This window comes from Microvirga subterranea, from assembly GCF_003350535.1.
Classification (GTDB): domain Bacteria; phylum Pseudomonadota; class Alphaproteobacteria; order Rhizobiales; family Beijerinckiaceae; genus Microvirga; species Microvirga subterranea.
The window spans coordinates 380,632-400,750 of record NZ_QQBB01000006.1; the positions used below are offsets into that span (position 1 = coordinate 380,632).

Annotated in this window: 20 protein-coding genes and 1 pseudogene; 13 read left to right on the forward strand and 8 right to left on the reverse strand. The window is 66.9% G+C overall.

The window, feature by feature from the left end; all coding sequences use genetic code 11:
• Positions 1-16 precede the first annotated feature (16 nt).
• Positions 17-898: pseudogene (locus DES45_RS17255) on the reverse strand (LysR family transcriptional regulator); the annotation flags it as partial.
• A 136-nt stretch (positions 899-1,034) separates the two neighbouring features.
• Here DES45_RS17255 and DES45_RS17260 point away from each other — a divergent pair.
• On the forward strand, positions 1,035-2,462 hold the full coding sequence (locus tag DES45_RS17260) for an MFS transporter (protein ID WP_114771254.1): 1,428 nt from the start codon (positions 1,035-1,037) through the stop codon (positions 2,460-2,462).
• Between the two features lie 120 nt (positions 2,463-2,582).
• Positions 2,583-3,056, forward strand: coding sequence for a VOC family protein (locus DES45_RS17265; protein WP_114771324.1), 474 nt, complete (start codon positions 2,583-2,585; stop codon positions 3,054-3,056).
• 135 nt (positions 3,057-3,191) lie between these two features.
• On the opposite strand, the gene DES45_RS17270 is transcribed toward DES45_RS17265, so the two are convergent.
• The gene (locus DES45_RS17270; RefSeq protein WP_114771255.1) at positions 3,192-3,773 is read right to left on the reverse strand and encodes a DUF2239 family protein; all 582 of its coding nucleotides are present in this window, start codon (positions 3,771-3,773) and stop codon (positions 3,192-3,194) included.
• 155 nt (positions 3,774-3,928) lie between these two features.
• Here DES45_RS17270 and DES45_RS17275 point away from each other — a divergent pair, with 155 nt between their 5' ends.
• Positions 3,929-4,264, forward strand: a complete 336-nt coding sequence (locus DES45_RS17275) for a GIY-YIG nuclease family protein (protein WP_114771256.1) — start codon at positions 3,929-3,931, stop codon at positions 4,262-4,264.
• Positions 4,265-4,464: 200 nt separating this feature from the next.
• A complete protein-coding gene (locus DES45_RS17280) occupies positions 4,465-5,175 on the forward strand; it encodes a L,D-transpeptidase family protein (RefSeq protein WP_114771257.1) in 711 nt (236 codons plus the stop codon).
• Between the two features lie 43 nt (positions 5,176-5,218).
• Here DES45_RS17280 and DES45_RS17285 read toward each other — a convergent pair whose 3' ends face one another.
• Both DES45_RS17285 and DES45_RS17290 read right to left on the reverse strand, forming a co-directional pair.
• Positions 5,219-5,857: a hypothetical protein gene (locus DES45_RS17285; protein WP_114771258.1), complete on the reverse strand. Its 639-nt coding sequence runs from the start codon at positions 5,855-5,857 to the stop codon at positions 5,219-5,221.
• Between the two features lie 40 nt (positions 5,858-5,897).
• The gene (locus tag DES45_RS17290; protein WP_114771325.1) at positions 5,898-7,292 is read right to left on the reverse strand and encodes a selenium-binding family protein; all 1,395 of its coding nucleotides are present in this window, start codon (positions 7,290-7,292) and stop codon (positions 5,898-5,900) included.
• Positions 7,293-7,572: 280 nt separating this feature from the next.
• Here DES45_RS17290 and DES45_RS17295 point away from each other — a divergent pair, with 280 nt between their 5' ends.
• The 6 genes from DES45_RS17295 (at position 7,573) to DES45_RS17325 (ending at position 13,781) form a co-directional block, all read left to right on the forward strand.
• A complete protein-coding gene (locus DES45_RS17295) occupies positions 7,573-7,956 on the forward strand; it encodes a hypothetical protein (protein ID WP_114771259.1) in 384 nt (127 codons plus the stop codon).
• Positions 7,957-9,176: 1,220 nt separating this feature from the next.
• Positions 9,177-9,428, forward strand: coding sequence for a hypothetical protein (locus DES45_RS17305; RefSeq protein ID WP_114771326.1), 252 nt, complete (start codon positions 9,177-9,179; stop codon positions 9,426-9,428).
• 505 nt (positions 9,429-9,933) lie between these two features.
• The gene (locus DES45_RS17310; protein WP_114771261.1) at positions 9,934-10,680 is read left to right on the forward strand and encodes a Crp/Fnr family transcriptional regulator; all 747 of its coding nucleotides are present in this window, start codon (positions 9,934-9,936) and stop codon (positions 10,678-10,680) included.
• Positions 10,677-10,922, forward strand: coding sequence for a hypothetical protein (locus tag DES45_RS17315; protein WP_114771262.1), 246 nt, complete (start codon positions 10,677-10,679; stop codon positions 10,920-10,922). Before DES45_RS17310 ends, DES45_RS17315 begins: the two co-directional genes overlap by 4 nt.
• 549 nt (positions 10,923-11,471) lie before the next feature.
• On the forward strand, positions 11,472-11,813 hold the full coding sequence (locus DES45_RS17320) for a hypothetical protein (RefSeq protein WP_114771263.1): 342 nt from the start codon (positions 11,472-11,474) through the stop codon (positions 11,811-11,813).
• 270 nt (positions 11,814-12,083) lie between these two features.
• On the forward strand, positions 12,084-13,781 hold the full coding sequence (locus tag DES45_RS17325) for a sensor histidine kinase (RefSeq protein WP_170151540.1): 1,698 nt from the start codon (positions 12,084-12,086) through the stop codon (positions 13,779-13,781).
• Between the two features lie 130 nt (positions 13,782-13,911).
• Here DES45_RS17325 and DES45_RS17330 read toward each other — a convergent pair whose 3' ends face one another.
• The gene (locus DES45_RS17330) at positions 13,912-14,391 is read right to left on the reverse strand and encodes a toll/interleukin-1 receptor domain-containing protein (RefSeq protein WP_342633533.1); all 480 of its coding nucleotides are present in this window, start codon (positions 14,389-14,391) and stop codon (positions 13,912-13,914) included.
• A 668-nt stretch (positions 14,392-15,059) separates the two neighbouring features.
• Here DES45_RS17330 and DES45_RS17335 point away from each other — a divergent pair.
• Positions 15,060-15,392, forward strand: coding sequence for a hypothetical protein (locus DES45_RS17335; RefSeq protein ID WP_245571765.1), 333 nt, complete (start codon positions 15,060-15,062; stop codon positions 15,390-15,392).
• 37 nt (positions 15,393-15,429) lie between these two features.
• Here DES45_RS17335 and DES45_RS17340 read toward each other — a convergent pair whose 3' ends face one another.
• The gene (locus tag DES45_RS17340; protein WP_114771267.1) at positions 15,430-16,146 is read right to left on the reverse strand and encodes a hypothetical protein; all 717 of its coding nucleotides are present in this window, start codon (positions 16,144-16,146) and stop codon (positions 15,430-15,432) included.
• 622 nt (positions 16,147-16,768) lie between these two features.
• On the opposite strand from DES45_RS17340, the gene DES45_RS17345 reads away from it, so the two are divergent.
• Positions 16,769-17,698 (forward strand): DMT family transporter, encoded by a 930-nt coding sequence (locus tag DES45_RS17345; RefSeq protein ID WP_114771268.1) that lies wholly within the window; start codon positions 16,769-16,771, stop codon positions 17,696-17,698.
• Between the two features lie 174 nt (positions 17,699-17,872).
• Here DES45_RS17345 and DES45_RS17350 read toward each other — a convergent pair whose 3' ends face one another.
• Positions 17,873-18,763, reverse strand: a complete 891-nt coding sequence (locus DES45_RS17350) for a LysR substrate-binding domain-containing protein (RefSeq protein WP_114771269.1) — start codon at positions 18,761-18,763, stop codon at positions 17,873-17,875.
• A gap of 264 nt (positions 18,764-19,027) precedes the next feature.
• Here DES45_RS17350 and DES45_RS17355 point away from each other — a divergent pair, with 264 nt between their 5' ends.
• A complete protein-coding gene (locus DES45_RS17355; protein WP_114771270.1) occupies positions 19,028-19,357 on the forward strand; it encodes a DUF1127 domain-containing protein in 330 nt (109 codons plus the stop codon).
• Between the two features lie 2 nt (positions 19,358-19,359).
• On the opposite strand, the gene DES45_RS17360 is transcribed toward DES45_RS17355, so the two are convergent.
• Complete coding sequence (locus DES45_RS17360) at positions 19,360-20,097, reverse strand: DUF937 domain-containing protein (RefSeq protein ID WP_170151541.1); 738 nt, start codon at positions 20,095-20,097, stop codon at positions 19,360-19,362.
• Between the last annotated feature and the right edge of the window lie 22 nt (positions 20,098-20,119).

Genomic DNA, 20,119 nt, shown 5'->3' on the forward strand with positions numbered 1-20,119 from the left:
GCCGGCTCCGATCGGCGCAGATGTCCCGCACGCAGCCGCGCAGCCAGCGATGCGCCGGATCCGCGTCGAGCCGCGGATGCCAGAGCAGGGACACCGTGATCTCGGGGATGGCGACGGGCAAGGGAAAGCTGTGCATCCCGGCCCGCAGGGCCTCCGTGTGCCGCTCCGGGACGGTGGCGATCAGGTCGGTGGTCCGCGCCAGCGCCAGGGCCGTCGCGAACCCTCCGACGATGGTGGCGACCGTCCGTTCCAGCCCCGACTGCTCCAGGGCCTCGTCGACCGGCCCGCGGTCGAGGCCCCGCCGCGAGACGAGGATGTGCCGTCCTGCGGCGTAGCGTGCGGGAGTGACCGCGCCCTCGCCGAGGGGATGCCCGGCTCTCACGACCCCGATGAAGCGATCCCGAAACAGGCCCTGCGCACGCACCTCCGGCCCCATCGTCTGGCCGACCACCCCCGTCTCCAGGTCGACGCCGCCCTCGCGAAGCGGCGCGCTGTCCCGGTCAGGCTTCGGCAGGAAGCGCAGGCGGACGCCGGGTGCCTCCTGGCCGATCCGGGCGATCAGAGCCGGGCCGAAGGTCTCCGCGAAGCCTTCGTTGGTCCGCAGCGTGAACGTCCGGACGAGCCGCGCGAGGTCGAGCTGCTCGGCCGGATGCAGGACCGCCTGCGCCTCCTGCACGACCCGTCCGACCCGCTCGCGAAGCTCGACGGCCCGGGGCGTCGGGACCAAGCCGCGGCCGGCCCGGACCAGCAGTGGGTCGCCCGTCGTCTCCCGCAGCCGCGCCAGCGCCCGGCTCATGGCGGATGGGCTGAGCCGCAACCGCTTGGCCGCACGCGCCACGCTGCCCTCCGTCAGCAGGACATCAAGGGTGACGAGCAGGTTGAGATCGGGATGCGGCATGGCCCGAGCGTAGCACGATCCGGCCCCAATGTGGCGTCCCGTGCACGAATGACGTGCAAACGGTGCGCGTTCCGCCATGATGGGCGAGGGACTACGTTCTGCGGACTCCAATGCCGGAGAGCCGGGGAACGCCGCCATGCTGAAAGAGGCCGTTTGCGACAATCCAGGGGGTGAGGGCGCGTCGATCGCACCGTCGGCGCGGTGGGGACTGGTCAGCCTGTCCGCGTCCGCATTGCTGTCCGCGCTGGGGACCGGCATCGCCAATATCGCCTTGCCGACGCTGGCACAGGAATTCAGCGCATCCTTCCAGGAGGTCCAGTGGGTCGTCCTCGCCTATCTTCTGGCCGTCACCACCCTGGTCGTGGGCGCCGGACGGCTCGGCGACATCGTCGGCCGCCGGCCGCTGCTGCTGGCCGGCATCGCCCTGTTCACGGCGGCCTCGCTGCTCTGCGGCGTCGCCCCCACGCTGTGGTTGCTCGTCGCTGCCCGGGCGGCGCAGGGGCTGGGAGCGGCCGTCATGATGGCGCTGACGATGGCCTTCATCGGCGGGATGGTTCCGAAGGCGAAGACCGGCAGCGCAATGGGCCTGCTCGGAACGATGTCGGCGATCGGCACCGCTCTCGGGCCGTCGCTCGGCGGCGCCCTGATCGCCGGTCCCGGCTGGCGGGCGATCTTCCTGGTCCAGGTGCCGCTCGGGGCTCTGACCCTCGTTCTCGCGCATCGCACCCTTCCGGGCGAGCGGCAGGCGGCGAGGACGGAAAAGGCGGGCTTCGACGGGGCCGGGACGATCCTGCTGGCGCTGAGCCTCTCGGCGTATTCCCTCGCCATGACGGTCGGACGCGGCGCTTTCGGCCCGGTCAACCTGGCCCTGCTGGCTGCCGCCCTGCTCGGGACGGGAATCTTCGTGCTCGTCGAGGCGCGGGCGGCCTCGCCCCTGATCCGACTCGACATGTTCCGCGACGGCGTGCTGAGGGCCGGTCTGTTCATGAGCGCGCTCGTCATGACGGTGATGATGGCGACCCTCGTCGTGGGGCCGTTCCATCTCTCCCGCGCGCTTGGGCTCGATGCGGTGCAGGTGGGGCTCGTCATGTCCGCTGGCCCGCTCGTGGCAGCTGCGATGGGGATTCCGGCGGGCCGCCTCGTCGACCGGTTCGGCGCCAGGCGCATGACCCAGGTTGGACTCGCGGCATCGGCTATCGGCTCGTCCGCGCTCTCGCAGGTCCCGCTGGATCTCGGCGCGCTGGCCTACGTCGTCCCGCTCGTCGTGATCACCGCCGGCTATGCGTTGTTCCAGGCCGCCAACAACACCGCCGTCATGATGGAGGTCGGCCAGGATCGGCGGGGCATCGCGTCGGGTCTGCTCAACCTGTCGCGCAATCTCGGCCTGATCACCGGCGCGTCCGTCATGGGGGCCGTGTTCGCGTTCGCGTCGGGTGCCGCCGAGATGCCGGCCGGGGATCCCGGCGCCGTGGCCGCCGGCATGCGGGCCACGTTCGCGGCCGCGGCGGCCCTGGTGGCGGCCGCGCTGGCGATCGCGGTCGGCGGTCGTGGCCGCAAGGGATGAATGGCCTTGCAGCAGCAGGGGCGCGGGACGTCCAGGAAGACAGACGCCCCGCTAACCATTTCGGAAGAGCTTGAGCCGAGAATGGCCGGCGTGCCGGCTTCCAGGCGAAAGGAGCACGCCATGGCCAAGAACACGATCTGCCTCTGGTACGACAAGGACGCCGAAGCGGCCGCCCGCTTCTATGCCGAGACCTTTCCCGACAGCGCCGTGCATGCGGTGCACCGGGCGCCCAGTGACTTTCCATCCGGCAAAGCGGGCGACGTGCTGACGGTGGAATTCACGGTGGCGGGCGTGGCCTGCCTCGGCCTCAACGGAGGGCCCGCGTTCAAGCACAACGAGGCCTTCTCGTTCCAGATCGCCACCGACGATCAGGCCGAGACCGACCGCTACTGGAACGCCATCGTCGGCAACGGCGGCCAGGAGAGCGCGTGCGGCTGGTGCAAGGACAAGTGGGGCATCTCCTGGCAGATCACCCCGCGCGTGCTGACAGAGGCGCTGGCGGCAGGCGGCGACGAGGCCAAGCGGGCGTTCACGGCCATGATGGACATGCGGAAGATCGACGTTGCCGCGATCGAGGCGGCCCGGCGCGGCTGAGGCCCGTTCCGAAGGCGGCTGATCCGCCGGCGCCGACGCGTCGCCCGCCCCGGACGGAGCCGGACGGTCCGATGCCCAGCGGTCGTCGCGGTTCGACCTGATGGAGAGCCGGCTTCGTGACCCCGACCGGAAGGGTCATTCGTCACGCGGGCCGAACGCCATGCGGATCGTGTGGATCCTTACGTCCCCCGGCCAGGTCGCGACCAAGGCCTCGAACCGGTCTCGATCGTTCGCGAACAGGGCTCTCGAGGCCTCCTCGAAGCCCGGAAGATTTCCGGCCATGGCCGCCATGAAGGCGTAGGCTGCGTTCCGGGCCGACCTGCCGCTCTGTGCATCCTTGCGCCGGGCCTCGTCCACGAGCCGCCGCAAGGTCGCCGAGGCTCCTCCGGGCTGTGCGCCCAGCCACTCCCACTGACGCGGCAGAAGCGTCACCTCCCGGGCCGTCACTCCCAGCTTCGGACGCCCCCGGCCGCGGGGGGCGGCGGGAGGCGCCGCCTCGATGCCGGTCGGAGCGAGCCGAGCGAGAATCGCTTCATCGTCCCCTCTCAGGTCGAGATCGATCTGCTGCCCCGTGGCATCGTCGAAGATCAGGATGGTCTGCGTGGGATCGGCCTTGCTCGCCCGCTTCACCGCAAGGGCAACGGCGGGCAACGTGTCGCGCGCCAGCAGACTGGGGCCGCGAAAGGCGCTGTACGTGAGGGGGGAGGGAGCGGTCATGATGCCTCGCATGGGCCGGCCCGGAGGCCGGTCGGGATCGGTTGATATTACCCGGGTATAATTGACATCGCCGCGGGCCGCAACTATACCCGGATCGGGAACGCGCCAGCGCATCGAAGCCGCGCCGAGTTGCGATTCCGCCAGGAGATCGAGGCATGGGCATCATCGACAGAAAGGCCGCCATCGCGGCCTACAAGGAACGCAAGACACCCGCCGGCATCTTCGCGGTGCGCTGCTCGGCCACGGGCCGGGTATGGGTCGGGCGCAGCCAGCATCTCGACACCCAGCAGAACGGCCTGTGGTTTTCGCTCAGGCTCGGCTCCGGCATGAACCGCGACCTGCAGGCAGCCTGGAAGGCGCATGGCGAGGCCGCCTTCACCTTCGAGGAGCTGGAGCGCCTGTCGGACGAAACCCTGCCTTACGTGCGCCAGGCCATGCTGAAGGAGCGCTTGGCCTTCTGGAAGGCCGAACTCGACGCCGCCCTGGTCTGAGGAGATCCGGGAATGACGCGGGATGAGCCTGGGAGACGGCGTGGACATGACCGACCCCGGGAACCGGACCGGCACCGCGTCGGGAGGGCCCCGGCTTGCAAATCGGGCTCCGCGACGGCACTCTCCAGCCAAGCACAACCTTGAGCGGGCGGATGCCGGGCGATGATCGTCGGGCGACAGGACATGGGAAGCAACCAATCATGATCATGGACGGTGTGAATGCCGGTGCCGGCGAGACAGAAGACGTGGCTTTGCTCGGGCGTCGGGCGGGGCTTCTCAGCCGCCGGTCGTTTCTGGCCGGCTCGGCCGCCGGGATCGGCGCGCTGGGGCTGGCCGGCTGCGTGACGTCCGACGGCATGAGCGTCGCCGAGGCGGCGAAGGTCTACGGGCCGGTGCCCGACGAGAAGTTCCCGATCCCGGCCATCGACGTCACCAAGGTCGACCCGAAATATTACCGCCGGACGGTTCGCTACGAGACCAAAGAGGCCCCCGGAACGATCATCGTCGACCCGGGCAACTACTTCGTCTACCGCGTCGAGGACGGCGGAACCGCCACCCGCTACGGCGCCAATGTCGGCCGTGACGGGTTCCGGTGGAGCGGGGATGCTTATGTCGGGCGCAAGGGCGAATGGGCGACCTGGACCCCGCCCAAGGAGATGATCAAGCGTCAGCCCGAGGCGGCCAAATACGCCCGCGGCATGCCGGGCGGCCTCGACAATCCGCTCGGCGCCCGCACGCTCTATCTCTATCAGAACGGCGCCTACACGCTCTACACGATCTACGCCAGCCTCGACGCCGAATCGATCGGCAACGGCATCACGAGCGGCTGCGTCGGCCTCCTCACCCAGGACATGCTGCACCTGTACGAGCGTACCCCGGTGAAGACGAAGGTGGTCGTCCTGCCGGCCTAAAGCCGCCGCCCCTTCCGCCGCTGCCGGCATCCGGATTCTGACCTTACCCTGCCAGCAGGACGATGCCGCCTGCCACCAGGGCGAGGCTCCAGAGAACATCCATGTTGATCCAGCCCCGCCTGAGGAAGACGAGGCCGCGGTCGTAGGCGATCACGCTGATCGTTCCGATCACCGCCAGCATGGCGCCCGTGTGGACCGCGAGCGCCGCGAGCGAAACCGGGAGCGAGGTCGTGGCGGCGAGCCCGCCGCCCGTGCCCGGAGTGACGCACAGCGATAGGAGCGGCGGGATCAGCATGAAGCCCGCCCCGTGCACGCCCGCCATCATGAAAGACCAGAGGGCGAGGCCCGCGAGGCCGGTCTGCATCCCGATGCGGATCGGCGTGCGGTGGCCGGACAGGACATGCACGGCCGCCCAGAGCAGCAGGACGATCCCGGCCCCGCGCCCGAGGAGGGATCCGTCCAGGATCGTCCCGAAGAGCAGAACCGCCAGCAGGACCGCTCCTACGGCCGCGGCATGGCCGAGGGCGATCGGCGCCAGGGCGAGAACCACGAGACCCCGGCTCTGCCGGTGAAGGCCGAGCGCGACCGCGAACAGCCAGCCCATGGCGGGGTTTAGGCCGTGGAAGGCGCCGAGCCCCGCAAGCGCCAGCCAGGGCCAGAGTGCGGACGAGATCGCGGTCATTGCGGGTCACGGGCCATGGCGCGCCCGGCGCACGGCTCCCTCACGGATAGCAATAGGAATCGGACGAACAATCGCCGCCTTCGAGCCGGACCTGATGCGGCCGGAGTCCCTTCGGCCACTCGATGAAGAAGTCCTCGTCGAACGCGAGGCCGCCGTTCGGGTCCGCGTCGAGCTTCACCATCCAGCCCTCGAAGCCGCGGTGATAGAACTGCTGGTCGATCGCCCCGTAGAGCGAGTTGGTGAAGTACACCCGCCGGCCGTCCCGGCTGATCTCCACCATCTGGGGCCCACCCGTCAGATGCCCGTTCCTCGCCTTGGGGTGGGAGGCCCGCGACACGATCCCGCCGATCCGCACCTTGCCGGTGAGCCTGGGGTTCAACGGGTCGGAGACGTCGTATTGCTGCAGGTCGCCCGTGCCCCAGCAGGAGACGTAGAGGAACCGGTCGTCCATGGAGAGATCGATGTCCGTCACGAGCGGCGGCACCGCCCCGAAGCCCTTGAGCATCTCGGGCAGATCGTCCGGGCTCGCGGGCTCGGCCGGGATGGTGATGACCTTCTTGACGGCCCAGCGTTCGCCCTCGCGGTACCAGGTCCAGATGGAGGACGAGAGGTCCTTGAGGCTGATCACGCAGTTCACGAACCCGTAGGCCTTCGTCGGATCGTGCGCGGGCCTCAGCTCGAACACGAGCTGGTGCTCCTCGCCGAAGTCGATCTCCTGCAGGTGCCTGCGCTTCAACAGATCCCAGAAATGGAGGCGCCGGCCGTATTTCGAGCCGAGCAGGACCTCCGGCACGAGGCCGTTCTCGAAGGTGTCGGGCGTGCCCCATTCGCTGGTCACCAGCGTGTCGTAGCCGAGATGCCACCAGCCGTCATAGGCGAGCTGCTGCGGACCCCGTTCCACCTCCCAGCGCCCGAGCGGCTCGAAGGTCTCGTGGTCCATGACGAAGATGCCGCCCGGCGCCTTGCCTTCCTGATTGCCGAGGGCCGTGACGTAGATGCCCTCCGGCCCGCAATGGACGGTGTGCGGCCGGGAATAGCCGGTGCGTTCGGCGATCACCTCCGGCTCGATCACCTTGACGATCGTCGGATGGCGCGGGTCGGGCTTGGTGTCGAGGATGTGGATCCGCGACGAGCGCAGTCCGGGCACCACGAGGTAGCGTCGCTCGACATGCGGATGAGGCATGTTGGGGCACAGGCAGGACGAGCACGCATTCCATCCGAAGTGATGCAGCTCGTCGCCCGTATTGGGCATCGCGACGGACCCGACGATTTGGGCATAGGACGGGGAGGCCGGGTCGAGATCGACGACCGCGATGCCGTCGGGCTGCTGCCGGTCCGGGTCGAACATGGCCACGTAGGCCAGCGTCTCGGGCGGGGCTTTTTCGGCCAGGCGGGGAGAAGGATAGAAACTCGGATCTGGCTGCCAACGCGTCACGACACCCTCCCGTGATCGCCCCCTGAGGTCGATGGCAAGTGTCATTGTCTTTGGGCTGACCCTTGCATCATACTGCATCTTCCAGGGCGTGTCGCCCCGACCATGACGGCCGATCCGCACATTGCGAACGGCCCTTGCGCGACCGTCCCGGCCTCGACGTTGTGCCTGAGGCGTATGGGGCCTAAACTGATTTCAACCGCGAAGACGCAACCCCTCTCACGGCCTTCGGGGCTCTCGGAGCGAAGGGCCCTGGATCCACTCGGTGGTCAGGGTGCGTATCATGTCTCCGAAACAGATCTCGCTCGTTGCCGGTCTTCTGGTGCTCTGGCCAGGGCCGATCCAGGCCCATGACATCTACACCGATCTGCTCACCCGGTCGGGTCTGCCCTGCTGCCATGACGGCGACTGCCGGCCCGTGCCTTATCGTCTGACACCCAAAGGGGTGCAGATGCTCGTCGACGAGCAGTGGCTCGACATCCCGAGGGGCAGCATCCAATACCGCGCCCTTGCGGGCGACCGTGGCGAAACGGGGGGAGCGCACTGGTGCGGGTCGCGGGACGCGATCGGGTACTTTACCCGCTGCGCGATCCTGCCGCCCCAGTCCGCCGCCATTCGCGGGAACGCAGTGTCGACGCCGGGTTTCCATGCTGTTCCGGATCCATGATCGTAATGGTCTATCGGCGGCACTCCTGAGACGCAGCGGAGTTTGCCCCTGCCGCGGTTCCGCAATCCCGTTCCACGAAACTCCCCCGGCTGTTCGGATCCGAACTCGCAGGCGGACAGGAACGGGAGGCAAAAGAAAACCCCGCGCAGCCGGGGGACTGAACGGGGTTTGGCAGGGCATACGCGAGACGCGGCCCGCAGCCTTCCTTTCAACGGTCACGGTTAATATTCGGTGCATCGCCGCCAGCCGGCGGGCAAAAAGAAGCGCCCTTGCCGGAAGCGGGAGGGCGCCAGTTGAGGAGGAACGAGCCAATGAGGCCCATCGCGAGCCTAGACGGCCCAGGGGATCCGCCTATCACCCAGGTTAAGCGGGGCAGGAGATTCCACTCCCGTGACCTGCGAGGATCGGGTCAGGATTCGTGTGTGCCTCAAGGCGGCTCCGCAAGGCGCGTCATACCGGTGCCATCGTCGACCGGCCGCCGCCGTTGATCGGGAAAACTCCGGAACACGGCGGCACACCCGTTCGTCCGGTTCCATGAACGGGCTCATCGGAAATTCGCAGCATCGTTTGGGCGCGGCCGAGGACCACAAAATCGTCCCAAGACATGATCCATGTGAATGCGGCTTATTCCGAGACGACTAAATGCTGCCCGATGAGTGAACAACTGTTTCAGGTCGTTGCCGCCATCAGCAGACGCGTCAGCCAATCCTCCTCCAAAGTGCACCAGCAGGTGAAAGACAGCCGGGAGACGGTCCTCCGGTCCCATCATTTGCTGAAGACGCAACAGATTTACCCTTATGCCTGGAATGCGCCAGGTGACCCCGCAATCGTCTCCGTTCCATAAGCGGCTTCCGCGCCAGCATGGACGTATGGGCCCCATGGGCGCATAGTGCGCCGATCACTGGCCGTTTCCGAGCCCGCGGGCGTCAGTGACCGAGAGACATGTCTGTGCTCCCGCCTGCAAGGCTATGGAGCACCGTCGTGTCTGGCGATCGAACACCGCAAGAACAATGGTGGGAAACCATGGTTCGCGAGACCGAAGCGACAATCGGGCGCTCGCTTGAACTCCTCAGACAAACGGTCCCCTTGGCCCACCACTGGCCTTCCGCTCAAGGGCAGGTGCGGAAGCCCGCCTCAAATCCTGATGTGCGCACCCCACACACGGCCTTATCGGAATTTCCACCGCCTCGCGCGCAATTGGAGGCATGATCGGCAGCGCCATGTCCCGGATCCGGAAAGAACGCGAGGACCTCGCCAAGGCGAATGTCCACATCGCCGAGGGCGAGAGGCGCGTGGCCCAGCAGATCGGCCTCATCCAATGGATGACCAAGAAGGGACACGATACGGAGGAAGCGACGAAGCTGCTCTGGAACTACCAGACGACCCTCGAGACGTGGCGCGAGCATCGCCGCCTGATCCTGCAAGAGATCGCGCGCCTGGAGGGACGCGACCCCGAAGCCCCTGTTCCATAACGCCGCTCGCGAGAAATGCGGAGGTCGGCTGGGATGACGATCAAGAATGAAGAGCAGGTGGGGATGGCGCCTCCCCCGACCCGGCGATGAGCGCCTGATCCTCGACGACCAGGCAGTGGGGTTGATCTGTCGCTTCTCTGCTCATGACCACCTTCGCTTAAAGGAGATCAGAGAAGACAGCATTCACTTGAGTTGACCTGAGCAGTATCAGGCCCAGGTGAAAAAAGCGTCTTACGCCGACACGACGACCTCGAAGACCTCTTCCGCAAGGTGAAACTCGTCCCCTCGCGCACATCGAAACAGAACCGAGAAATCAATCCTGCCCGAAAACCAAATAAAAAGTTGGTTTTTCTAGCCAAACGCGATGTTTCTCGACCAACCTAACATAGGTTTATGGACAATATTAATCTGTGTGCCATATTGAAATGATTGTCAGCAACCGAACCTTAGGCGCTGATACCTGAGAGAGACGTGCGCTCCCGCCTTGCAACAGGAGGAGTGTCGCATGCACGCTTCTTTCCATCCTCAAGACAATGCGCTCATCCGCAAGCTGGAAAGCGTCTTCGCCCTCACCGACGACGAGCGGCAGGCGCTCGATGACCTGCCCTTGCAGGTGATGGACATCAAGGCCGATCAGGACATCGTGCGCGAAGGGGACCGTCCCTCCCGGTCCTTCACGATCCTGAGCGGCTTCACCAGCACCTACAAGGTCACCGGAGACGGCAGGCGCCAGATCGTGGCCTTCGGCATCGCCGGCGACATTCCCGACCTCCAGAGCCTGCACCTGAAGGTGCTGGACATCAGCGTGGCCACCCTGACCCCGTGTCGCGTGGGCTTCATCAACCATGAGGATCTGTGGCGACTCTGCATGCGCCATCCCCGGATCGCCGCCGCCTTCTGGCGCGAAACCCTGATCGAGGGAGCGATCTTCCGCGAGTGGGTGGTCAATGTCGGCCGGCGCGACGCCTACACGCGCATGGCGCACATCTTCTGCGAGTTGCTGGTGCGCCTGAAGGCGGTAGGTCTTGCGGAGGGCTATGCCTGCAACCTGCCGATGACCCAGAGCGAGTTTGCCGATGCCATCGGCACCTCGACGGTTCACGTCAACCGGGTCATTCAGGAGCTGCGGGCGAATGGCCTGATCGAGCTGAGCGGCGACCGGCTGAACGTTCCCGATTGGGAGAAGTTGAAGCATGCAGGGGACTTCGACCCAACCTACCTTCACCTGGAGAACGCGCAGGCCGCAGCATGACCTTGACCCTTCAGCCTGTGCGGGTTGCCACCGGGAGCGACGAGGAAGGCATGCTGGTCTTCGATGAGGAGCAGCGGCTGGTGGCGGTGCTGACCCACCTCGGCGAGCAGTATGACGGCCTGTCCGGCCGTTGGTATCTCGAAGCAGGGTTCGGGCGCCTGGGCGTGCAGGACCACCCGACCTACGCCGATCTGGACGAAGCCCAAGCATGGATCCGCCAGCGCCTCGCAAGGGAACGATAGACGGGTGCCGCCCGGATGCGCTGGCCTTGCCCAGGACGTGACGCACCTGTCCGCGCGTATCCTGGTTAAGACGAAGGTGATTGTCCTGCCGGCCTAGGCGGCCTTGAACATGGGACGCACTGGTCGCCATTCCGGGACTCCGAAACAGGGCCCGGCCCGAAGGCGCCCCCCGGAAACATGACGATCTCAGAAGAGCTCACTCGGCGTCCCGCCGCGTTCTGCACCGTCAGCGGGTCTGGGTTCCGGGTTCGGCCGTTGGCCGCCCCGGAATGACGAGAAGGCGTCATCTTTGACACGCCGCCATTGACCCTAGGCCGCCTCCTTGTGTTATCTCGTCACCGAAGCCGGGCGCACCCGGCTTTGGGTGTGAGAACCCTTCCCAGAGCGGCCGGCATCGGCCGCAAACGATGCCTCCTTGCCCTATGGCCGGGAGGTGTTGGCGCATGTCCAAGGTGAAAGCCCAAAGGCCAGCGCAGCCGTCTCTGGGCGGTTTCTCAACTCCCGGCCACCAGGACGTTCCTGGTGGCTGCTTCCAAAAGGGAGTTGCCGATGGAGCCGCAGGCCTACAGCGCGTTCGCCGATCTGCTGAACAAGTTCCACACCTCGTCCGAAGCGATCCAGGCGCTCTGGCTGGTGGCGGTGCCGGTCACGGTGCTGGGCGTCGCGTGGTGCCTGACGCAGGCGCTGCGCGATGTCGCGGTCGCCTTGATCGATCGGCGCAGCATCGCGCGGGGTCAGGTGGTCCATGGCATCCATGAGATGCCGGACGGGCGCATCATGCTCGATCTCCGCGGCGCGGTGCGGGAGCTGAGCCGCGAAGACACCCGAGGGGGCTACCCTGTGGCACTGGAGCGGGACGCACCGCCCGGGACGCGATGGGAGCGAGACTGACTGGCCCGGCGCCATCCGCTTCCCATGCAGAACGCGGGAGGATGCCCTGCGGGCCTCAAATTCACGAGGGTGTTCTCTCCCTTGGTCACGGTTGCCACGACCTGATGCCCGGCCGTCTCGGGAACGTCCGCGATGCCTTCCTGCCGGCCGCTCGTCCCGCGCACGAAGAGCGTCGCGCTCGGATGCCGATGCGTGCTATGGCTCGGTCCGCCGAGGATGCTGTCTGCATCCTGTCGGTTCGCGGTGTTCAGGGCAGGGGAAGATCGGAGCGTGCGCAAGTCCTTGGCGGCCCCCGAAGGCGGATGGTGGAAGGCTGCGCGTCCGCATCTCCGGTCCGTGCGCTCGCGCCTGCTCCTTCTCACCCTCGCGCTTCTGCTCCCGGCGCTGGCGGCAGGGGGCCTGCTGGTCTATGCAGGCTACCGTCACGACCGGCAGGCGGTCGAAAAACATCTTCAGGAGACGGCCCGGGCGTTGTCGCTCGTCGTCGACCGCCAGTTCGGGCAGGCCGAGGCCCTGCTCTGGGCGCTATCGACCTCGCCGCAGCTTCTCGAAAAGGATTACGCGGCGTTCGATGCCCGCGCGCGGGCCGCGATCCGCCTGCCCGGGGCCTGGGTCAGCGTCGCCGACGACAGGGGGCAGGTCGTCAACACAAGGCTCCCGCCCGGCAGCCCGCTGCCGCTCATCGACAACAGGGATCACCGAAAGGGACTGACTGTCGGGACCCTGCGGGTCAGCAACCTTTTCAGCGGGCTTGTGGCGAAGCAGCCGACCGTCGGCATCGACACGCTCGTGCGCACGGATGACGGCTCCGAGCTCTACATCAGCGTCAACATGCTTGCCGATACGATCACCCGGATCCTTGCGGACCAGGGCCTTCCCCCGACCTGGATCGGTGCGATCCTCGACCGCAACGGGACGGTGGTGGCGCGCAGCCGGGATGCCGCGCAGTTCGTGGGCAGGCCGGCAACGCCGGAGAACGTGGAGCGGGTTCGAGCCGGCATGCGCGAGGGTGTCGCCGAGAGCATTTCGCTCGACGGGGTGCAGACACTGCTTGCGCTGGCACGCTCTCCGGGCTCGGGCTGGTCGACCATCGTGGCCGTCCCGCGGTCGGAAATCACGGCGCCCGCATGGCGATCCGCCCTGTATCTTGCCCTGGCGGGGGGATTGCTGCTCGCGCTCGGGCTTGCCATGGCCTGGAAGGTGGGGCGCAGCATCGCCGGGCCCGTGATGGGACTGGCCGGCCTGGCGCAGCACGTCGGCCGCGGAGAGCCGATCACGGCGCCGGCAAGCGGATTGGTGGAGATCGACAGGGTCACCGATGCGCTTGCCTCGGCCTCGATGCAGCTTCAGGACGCGGACCGCCGGCAGAAGCTGCTCATCGACGAGCTGAACCACCGGGTGAAGAACACGCTGGCCACCGTGCAGTCCCTGTCCTGGCAGGTGATGCGGCAAGGCGTGTCGCCGCAAGTGGCGCATGAGCGTTTCCAGCAGCGTCTGCTGGCGCTCTCGCGCACGCACAACCTCCTCAACGAGACCCTGTGGGAGGGAGCCTCGATCAGGACAATCCTGGAAGCCGAATTCAAGCCCTACGCGGCGGACTCCGCCCGGGTCCGCCTCGACGGGCCGAGCGTCGATCTCCCGGCGCGGCTGGCGGTGGTGCTGGGCATGGCCTTCCACGAGCTTGCGACCAACGCCGTCAAGTACGGCGCCCTGTCGACGGCATCGGGTCGGGTGCAGGTGGACTGGAAGCTCGGCGGATCGGGAGACGAGGCGGTTCTGGTCATCGACTGGTGCGAGGTCGGCGGGCCCGCTCTCGAAGCGGAGCCTGTTCCCGGCTTCGGCTCACGCCTGCTGCGCCAGACGATCGCCCACGAGCTGGCCGGGCAGCTCGACCTGCGGTTCGAGCGGGAAGGCGTCTGCTGCACGATGACGATCTCCTTGCAGCCGGCAGGCCGACAGGCCGCCTGACACGGGCTCTGCAGCATCCGGCACCGGGATTCGGAACGTCTTCCGGCACCTTCCGTGCCGCCACCATTGACCTCTCGCCCTCTCCGCGTGTTATCTCGGCGGCGAAGCCGGGCGCACCCTGGCAATAGAGCTAGATGGCGACCAGCTCCGCTAGCTTAGCCGCGACATCTGCTATCGGATCATCTTTAGTGCTCAAGCCGCTTCGCGAGCCGAGCAGAGGGCTAACTTCGCGGAGAGCTTCATACGTCGTGTCATGCACGATGGGAACGAGCAGGTCACGCGCTAGGAGTGCCGAAAGCTCTTTGTCGGCGATGCCCTCTCCTTGCACGCGGCGCAGCAACGCGGGGGTCACCAGCACAACCCCGACTCGCGACTTCGCCAATCCCTTGTCGATTTCGCGGAGCAACGACGTGCCGAGAGCGACGTCCTTCTCACTGAACCAGACCGAGACACCGCGTGCCTCAAGCAGATCGTGCAACTCCTTGGCAATCCCTTTGCGGTCGTCCCACGCATGGCAGAGAAAGACGTCCCGAAGATCAGGCAGGGACGCCCGCTTCTCAACGCTGTCACGGACCGGCGTGAGTGCCCGCACCTCGGCAGGCGTGTACACCACGGACGAACCGGCCCGCGACCAGCGCGGCCTTGCGCTGCTGCCGGTCCCGCCGCCGCTGCTCCCGCCAGCCCTACTGCTCCCCGAAGAGGAGAAAGAAGGAGAAGAGTACGACCCGTAGCCGCTGTAGCCGCTGTAGCTGCGAAAGCGGCTACCACCACATGCGGGGCAGGCCGCTGCGCCGCTAGCTGAGCGATGGCCTTGTATTGGTGCTGTGCATCTTGCCATACAACCATCGGTATCAGGAATCTTTTCTGATTTCAACCGCTGGCACAAAGCGACTTCGCCTCCTTGGCTTTGGCTCGATTTCAACCATTCTAGGTCATTCGGTTTATGGGTTCACGACCTAGGTTTCCCTGCTTCGTGAGGCCCTTGTCATTCCGGCGCGGACGTGCGGTGCGCGCCGGAATGACAAGAAGGGTGGTGCCATGACTTGCCGCCACCATTGACCTCTCGCCCTCTCCGCGTGTTATCTCGGCGGTGAAGCCGGACGCACCCGGCTCCGGGGTCTAGTAAGCCCCTCCTGTAGCGGTCGGCACCGACCGCAATGGTGCCTCCCTCGCCTTAGGGTCGGGGAGGTATTGGCGCATGTCCAGGGCGCAAGCCTAAAGGTCAATGCGGCCGTCTACAGGCGGTCTTACTACTCCCCGGCCACCAGGGCGTTCCTGGTGGCTGCTTCCAAAAGGGAGTTGCCGATGGAGCCGCAGGCCTACAGCGCGTTCGCCGATCTGCTGAACAAGTTTCACACCTCGTCCGAAGCGATCCAGGCGCTCTGGCTTCTCCTGGTGCCGGCGACGATCCTCGGGATCGCGTGGCTGGTGCTGCGGACCCTGCGCGACATCGCAGCCCTGCGAACGCCGCCGCCTGAAGCTCCGAAGAGCCTGCTGGTCTACGGCGTGGCGCAGGACGAGGACGGCCGGTGGCTTGTCATCCGCCACGGCGCCGAGCCGATCCCCCTCGACCGGTCGAACCCGCCGCGCGAACTGGCGGAGCTCGATTGAGCGGCAAACCATCGTCCTTCGGCAAGCGCGGCCGGCGTCAGATCCCCGCGCCATGCTCGAAGTGCCAGGCGTGGCGGTCCCACCACTCCGCTTCCTCCCGGTCGATGCGGGCGAGGTGAGCCGCCAGCTCGTCGCGCAGCTCGTGAATGGAGCGCGGGGGCCTCTCGGGCGGGGGCTCCTCCTCCGGCGCGGGGCCGGGACCCGGCTTCGGCGAGAGGGTGCCCAGCGCCCGGGTGAGGCTCGCCAGGGGCTGCAGGGACTGGCGGGTAACCTCGGGATCCTGCTCCTCCAGCGTGGCCGCGTGGCGGGCGGCGAGCTTCCACAGCTTCTCGGTGGTCTTGTCCCGGTGGCGGGCGATGCGGCCCTGCCGGCCCGCGTCGGGTGGACGGCGCCACTGGCCGTCGGCCGCATAGCGCCAGACGGTCGCCGCGGCGAGGCCCAGCTCCGCGCCGATGCGCCTGTAGGACAAGGTGGAGCCCTCCACCAGCGCCCGCATCTCGGCGATGCGCTCGGGCGGGAGCCGGCCACCGGTCTCGCCCTCGGCCGGGGAGGGGATTTCGGCCGGGCCGCACCGTTCCGCCGGCATGGGGTCCATCCCCGCCTGGACGGAAGCCCTCGTGGGCTGCGGCGGCGCGGCGTCGGCCGCCGGGAAGCCTTCGGGCCGTGGCGGGGCGGAGCGATCCGTCGGGCGGTCTCCTTCGGGCGGCGGCGCGGAAGCCGGGCGGCCGTCCGGCAGGGCATCCTGTGCGGCCATGGCGGAGGCGGCCGGCGCGGGTCGGGAAGGGGGCGTCTGCCCGGCGGGCGGCGGACCTCCCGTTCGCGCATCGGATGTCGCGGGGGAGGTTGGTGGGCCGCCGCCACCCGGCCGGGCGGAGCCCTCAGGGGCGACAGGCGGACCTGCCTCGACCGGCCGGGTCGGGGAGGCCGGCAGGGGCGCGCAGGCGGGTCGGGGCGGCTCGGGCTCTGACGATCCGGCGGGCATAGGCGGTTTCGGCGGAGTGGCGGAGTCTCGCGCTGGATCGGACGGTCTGTGAACGGTCAGTCGCAAAAGCTCGAACATGTCAGGGGCAATCATTAGGTGAGTACAAAACGTGAACATCATAACATGGCGAATGCTTCCGTCAAGCTTGGGTTGAGCAGTGCTCGTTCATTTCCCGCAGGTTGTGGATAAGTCGATGGGAGGAGAGGGGGATGAAACGCGTTTCAGGCTTGTTTCACGATATTTCAGGTTTGTTTCACGTTGTTTCAGGGGTGTTTCAGGAGGTGTTTCGCAAAACTCCGTTTCATCACCGTTTCAGCCAAGTTCGATGACATTTCATCATTTGTGCTGATGAAAGATCCGGCGTACATCGATGGCCTTCACAAGGTCAGCTCCCATGTCCCATGCCACCGCCCTGCCGGGCCAAGCGCCCGCCCGTTTCGACGGCACCACCCTCGGGCTCTACGTCATCACGGTCTTCATGTGGGGCGTGAGCTGGATCGGCATGAAGGCGCAGGTCGGCATCGTGGCGCCGGAGATGTCGGTGCTGTGGCGCTTCGTGCTCGCCGCCGGCGTGATGTGGGTCTGGGTGCTCGCCACGGGCAAGCCGATGCGCTTTTCCATCGCCGATCACCTGCGCTTCGCGGTGCTCGGCTGCTGCCTGTTCTCGTTCAACTTCATCTGCTTCTACTACGGGGCGATCCCGATCCCGTCGGGCCTGCTCTCCGTGGTGTTCTCGCTGGCCTCCGTGTTCAACCTGGTGCTCGGGTTCCTGCTGTTCCGGCAGCGGGTCGAGCCGCGCCTAGCGCTCGGCGGCGTGATCGGTTTCGCGGGCGTGGGCCTGCTGTTCTGGCCCGAGATCACGGGCGCGGGCTTCAACGCGGCCGCCCTGTGGGGCCTGGGGTTGTGCGTGATCGGCACCCTGTTCTTCTGCTCCGGCAACATGATGTCGACCGTGGTCCAGAAGCGCGGCGTGCCGCTGCTCTCGGCCAATGCCTGGGGCATGACCTACGGCACGCTGGTGCTGTTCGTGATCAACCTGGTGCGCGGCAACGCCTTCATCATCGAGCCGACCGCCAAGTACGTGGGCTCGCTGCTCTTCCTGGCCATCGGGGCGTCGGTGATCGCGTTCGCGGCCTATCTCACCCTGCTGCGGCGGCTCGGCGCTGCGCGGGCGGGCTATGCGACGGTGCTGTTCCCGATCGTGGCGCTCGCCGTCTCGACCCTGCTCGAGGGCTATGTGTGGACGCCGCTCGCCGTCGCCGGCGCCGCTCTGGCGCTCGGCGGCAACGTGCTGGTGCTGCGGCGGCCGGCCGCGAAGGCGTGACGATCGGGCCATAGCCCTCATGTTGCGGAATGGCTGTCCCGCAGCCTCATCCTGAGGAGCAGCCGTAAGGCTGCGTCTCGAAGGACGAGGCGCCTCCGGTGCACACTGGAAGCATCTTTCGAGACGCCGCTTTGCGGCTCCTCCGGATGAGGGCGGGAGGAAAAGGGCTCGGTTCTATTCCGCCGCCGCCGGGAAGACCGTGCGGGTCGAGCCGAGATTGTCGAGCGACTGCTTGATGTGGAAGCAGAGCGCGTCCGCCAGCGGGCTCTCCTCGCCGCGGGCGCGGATCAGGCCGATCTTGCACGAGGGCAGGGCCGGGAAGCCATCGGAGGGGCCGAGGATGCGCATGCCCGGCCGCACCGCGCTCTCCGGCAGCACCGAGACCGCAAGCCCCGACAGCACCGCCGCGCCGACCGCGGTCGAGTGCCAGCTCACATAGGCGATGCGGAAGGCGCGGCCCGCGCTCTCCAGCGCCTCCGTGGCCGAGTGGCGCCAGTCGCAGTTGGGGCGGCCGAGGGCCAGCGGCACCGGGCTCTCCTCGTGCACCCCGTGGCGGGCGGAAGTCACCCAGAGCAGCTGCTCGATGCGCACGATGTCGGACGGGCCGCGCCGGTCCACATGGGTGATGATCGCGAGGTCGAGGTCCCCGTGCTGGATGCGCTCGATCAGGTTGTGCGTGGGCTCGCACATGACCGTCACCTCGGCCTTCGGGTTCGAGCGCGAGAAACGCGCCAGGATCTCGGGCAGGTATCGGTCCGCGTAGTCGTCGGGCAGGCCGAGGCGGACCCGGCCGCTGAGCTCGTTGTCGTTGAACGAGGCCATGCACTCGGCGTTCAGCCGCACGATGCGGCGCGCGTAGTCGAGCAGGCGCTCGCCTTCCTCCGTGAGCTTGGACAGACGTCCGTCGCGCTCGAAGATCGGCCGGCCGACCCGGTCCTCAAGGCGCTTCATCTGCATGGAGACGGCGCTCTGCGTCTTGTGCACGATCTCCGCCGCCCGGGTGAACGACCCCGTGTCCGAGATGGCCACGAAGGTCCGCAGCTGGTCGATGTCGAGAAGATGCATGGCGTCCGGCTCCCCATATCAATTCATGTGATGATACATATCTCAAACAATCGTTTCAAGTGATGAAATGGCTTTGCTATATTCATCTCGTGAAAAACATGAATTCTTGTTGATTTACAAGGGCTTGAGCAGTGTTTTCGCGGAGAGGGGCACTGCCCTGGAAACATCCCCGAAACAAAGTGAAACAACCCTGAAACAACCCTGAAACAACGTGAAACACCGCTGAAACGCCGTTTCATTTGACGTATCGTAAGGAGAACAGCCATGGTCGGGTCCATCGGTTCAGCCACATCGCTTTCCGGGCGGGTCCTCGTCCAGTGGGTCTCCCGCACCGGTCGTGAACTCGTCAGGAACCTCAGGCAGCGCCATGAGATCAAGGCGTTGACGGAGCTCGACGACCGCATGCTGAAGGACATCGGCCTCACGCGCGGGGACGTTCAAGGCGCCCTGTCGGAATCCTTGCTCCACAACCCATCCATGGTGTTGGTGCGATCGGCCGAGCGCCATTCGCGAGCCGAGCGGGCCGTTCCTCCGGCACGTCCGGTCCGTCCGGTGGTTCCTCTCGTGACCCGGTCCGTCCGAGCATCAGTCTGAGGCTACTTCTCAGGCTTTTTCGAAGCCTCTTCGAAGATTGACTGAAGGGACGCGAGATATTGCTGCTGCATGTCGCGTCCCGTCTCCATCATCTCGGCCCATGGCGCCGGAGGAGGGGGCTGCTGCGGCTGAGGCGGCTTGGTCTGGGGCGGCATGAAGGCCGCCATCAGCTCCTCGAAGGGATGGGGCTCGGGCTTCTTCTCCGGGGTCGCGGCCTTCATCCAGATCGCCCAGAGCTGGCCCCAGGGATCCGTCGGGTTGTCGCTTGACGGCGGAGGCGCCGCGGGACTTTGAGGAACCGTCGCCTGGAACGCGCGGCCCTGCTGGGCCATCCATTGGTACATGCCGCCTGCCAGGATCCCCGTCATGAGCGGCAGGATCTGCTGCATGGTTTCGACGCTCACGCCCACGTAGTCGGCCGCCTGGTGGGCCACGCGGCGGGTGACCTCGTCCGAGCCGAAGAGTTGGTCGAGCATGCGCCGGCCCTCCTGTTGGGCCTGGGACGAAAAGGCCTGTCCGGCGCCCTGCCAGAAATTCTGGTAGGCGCTGCTCATCATGGACTGCATGAGCCGGCCCGGGTCGTTGGGGGCTCCGGCGTGCTGGAGGCCCATGGCGAAGGCCGGCAGCAGGGCGGCCATCGCCTTCTGGGTCTGCTCGCTGGACAGCTGGTACTGGTTCGCCAGCATCGAGAAGGCCGCACTCGTTTGAGCTTGGCGCATCAGATCGAACCAATTGAACATCGTCGGCTCCTTCATGCGCGGC

Excerpts from the sequence above, each read along its gene's own strand:
- DES45_RS17360 (WP_170151541.1), bottom strand. The coding sequence starts at position 20,097 with ATGTTCAATTGGTTCGATCTGATGCGCCAAGCTCAAACGAGTGCGGCC.
- DES45_RS17345 (WP_114771268.1), top strand. The coding sequence starts at position 16,769 with ATGTCCCATGCCACCGCCCTGCCGGGCCAAGCGCCCGCCCGTTTCGAC.
- DES45_RS17320 (WP_114771263.1), top strand. The coding sequence starts at position 11,472 with ATGGAGCCGCAGGCCTACAGCGCGTTCGCCGATCTGCTGAACAAGTTC.
- DES45_RS17265 (WP_114771324.1), top strand. The coding sequence starts at position 2,583 with ATGGCCAAGAACACGATCTGCCTCTGGTACGACAAGGACGCCGAAGCG.
- DES45_RS17340 (WP_114771267.1), bottom strand. The coding sequence starts at position 16,146 with ATGGCCGCACAGGATGCCCTGCCGGACGGCCGCCCGGCTTCCGCGCCG.
- DES45_RS17270 (WP_114771255.1), bottom strand. The coding sequence starts at position 3,773 with ATGACCGCTCCCTCCCCCCTCACGTACAGCGCCTTTCGCGGCCCCAGT.
- DES45_RS17275 (WP_114771256.1), top strand. The coding sequence starts at position 3,929 with ATGGGCATCATCGACAGAAAGGCCGCCATCGCGGCCTACAAGGAACGC.
- DES45_RS17295 (WP_114771259.1), top strand. The coding sequence starts at position 7,573 with ATGTCTCCGAAACAGATCTCGCTCGTTGCCGGTCTTCTGGTGCTCTGG.
- DES45_RS17305 (WP_114771326.1), top strand. The coding sequence starts at position 9,177 with ATGTCCCGGATCCGGAAAGAACGCGAGGACCTCGCCAAGGCGAATGTC.
- DES45_RS17280 (WP_114771257.1), top strand. The coding sequence starts at position 4,465 with ATGATCATGGACGGTGTGAATGCCGGTGCCGGCGAGACAGAAGACGTG.
- DES45_RS17350 (WP_114771269.1), bottom strand. The coding sequence starts at position 18,763 with ATGCATCTTCTCGACATCGACCAGCTGCGGACCTTCGTGGCCATCTCG.
- DES45_RS17310 (WP_114771261.1), top strand. The coding sequence starts at position 9,934 with ATGCACGCTTCTTTCCATCCTCAAGACAATGCGCTCATCCGCAAGCTG.
- DES45_RS17260 (WP_114771254.1), top strand. The coding sequence starts at position 1,035 with ATGCTGAAAGAGGCCGTTTGCGACAATCCAGGGGGTGAGGGCGCGTCG.
- DES45_RS17315 (WP_114771262.1), top strand. The coding sequence starts at position 10,677 with ATGACCTTGACCCTTCAGCCTGTGCGGGTTGCCACCGGGAGCGACGAG.
- DES45_RS17355 (WP_114771270.1), top strand. The coding sequence starts at position 19,028 with ATGGTCGGGTCCATCGGTTCAGCCACATCGCTTTCCGGGCGGGTCCTC.
- DES45_RS17285 (WP_114771258.1), bottom strand. The coding sequence starts at position 5,857 with ATGACCGCGATCTCGTCCGCACTCTGGCCCTGGCTGGCGCTTGCGGGG.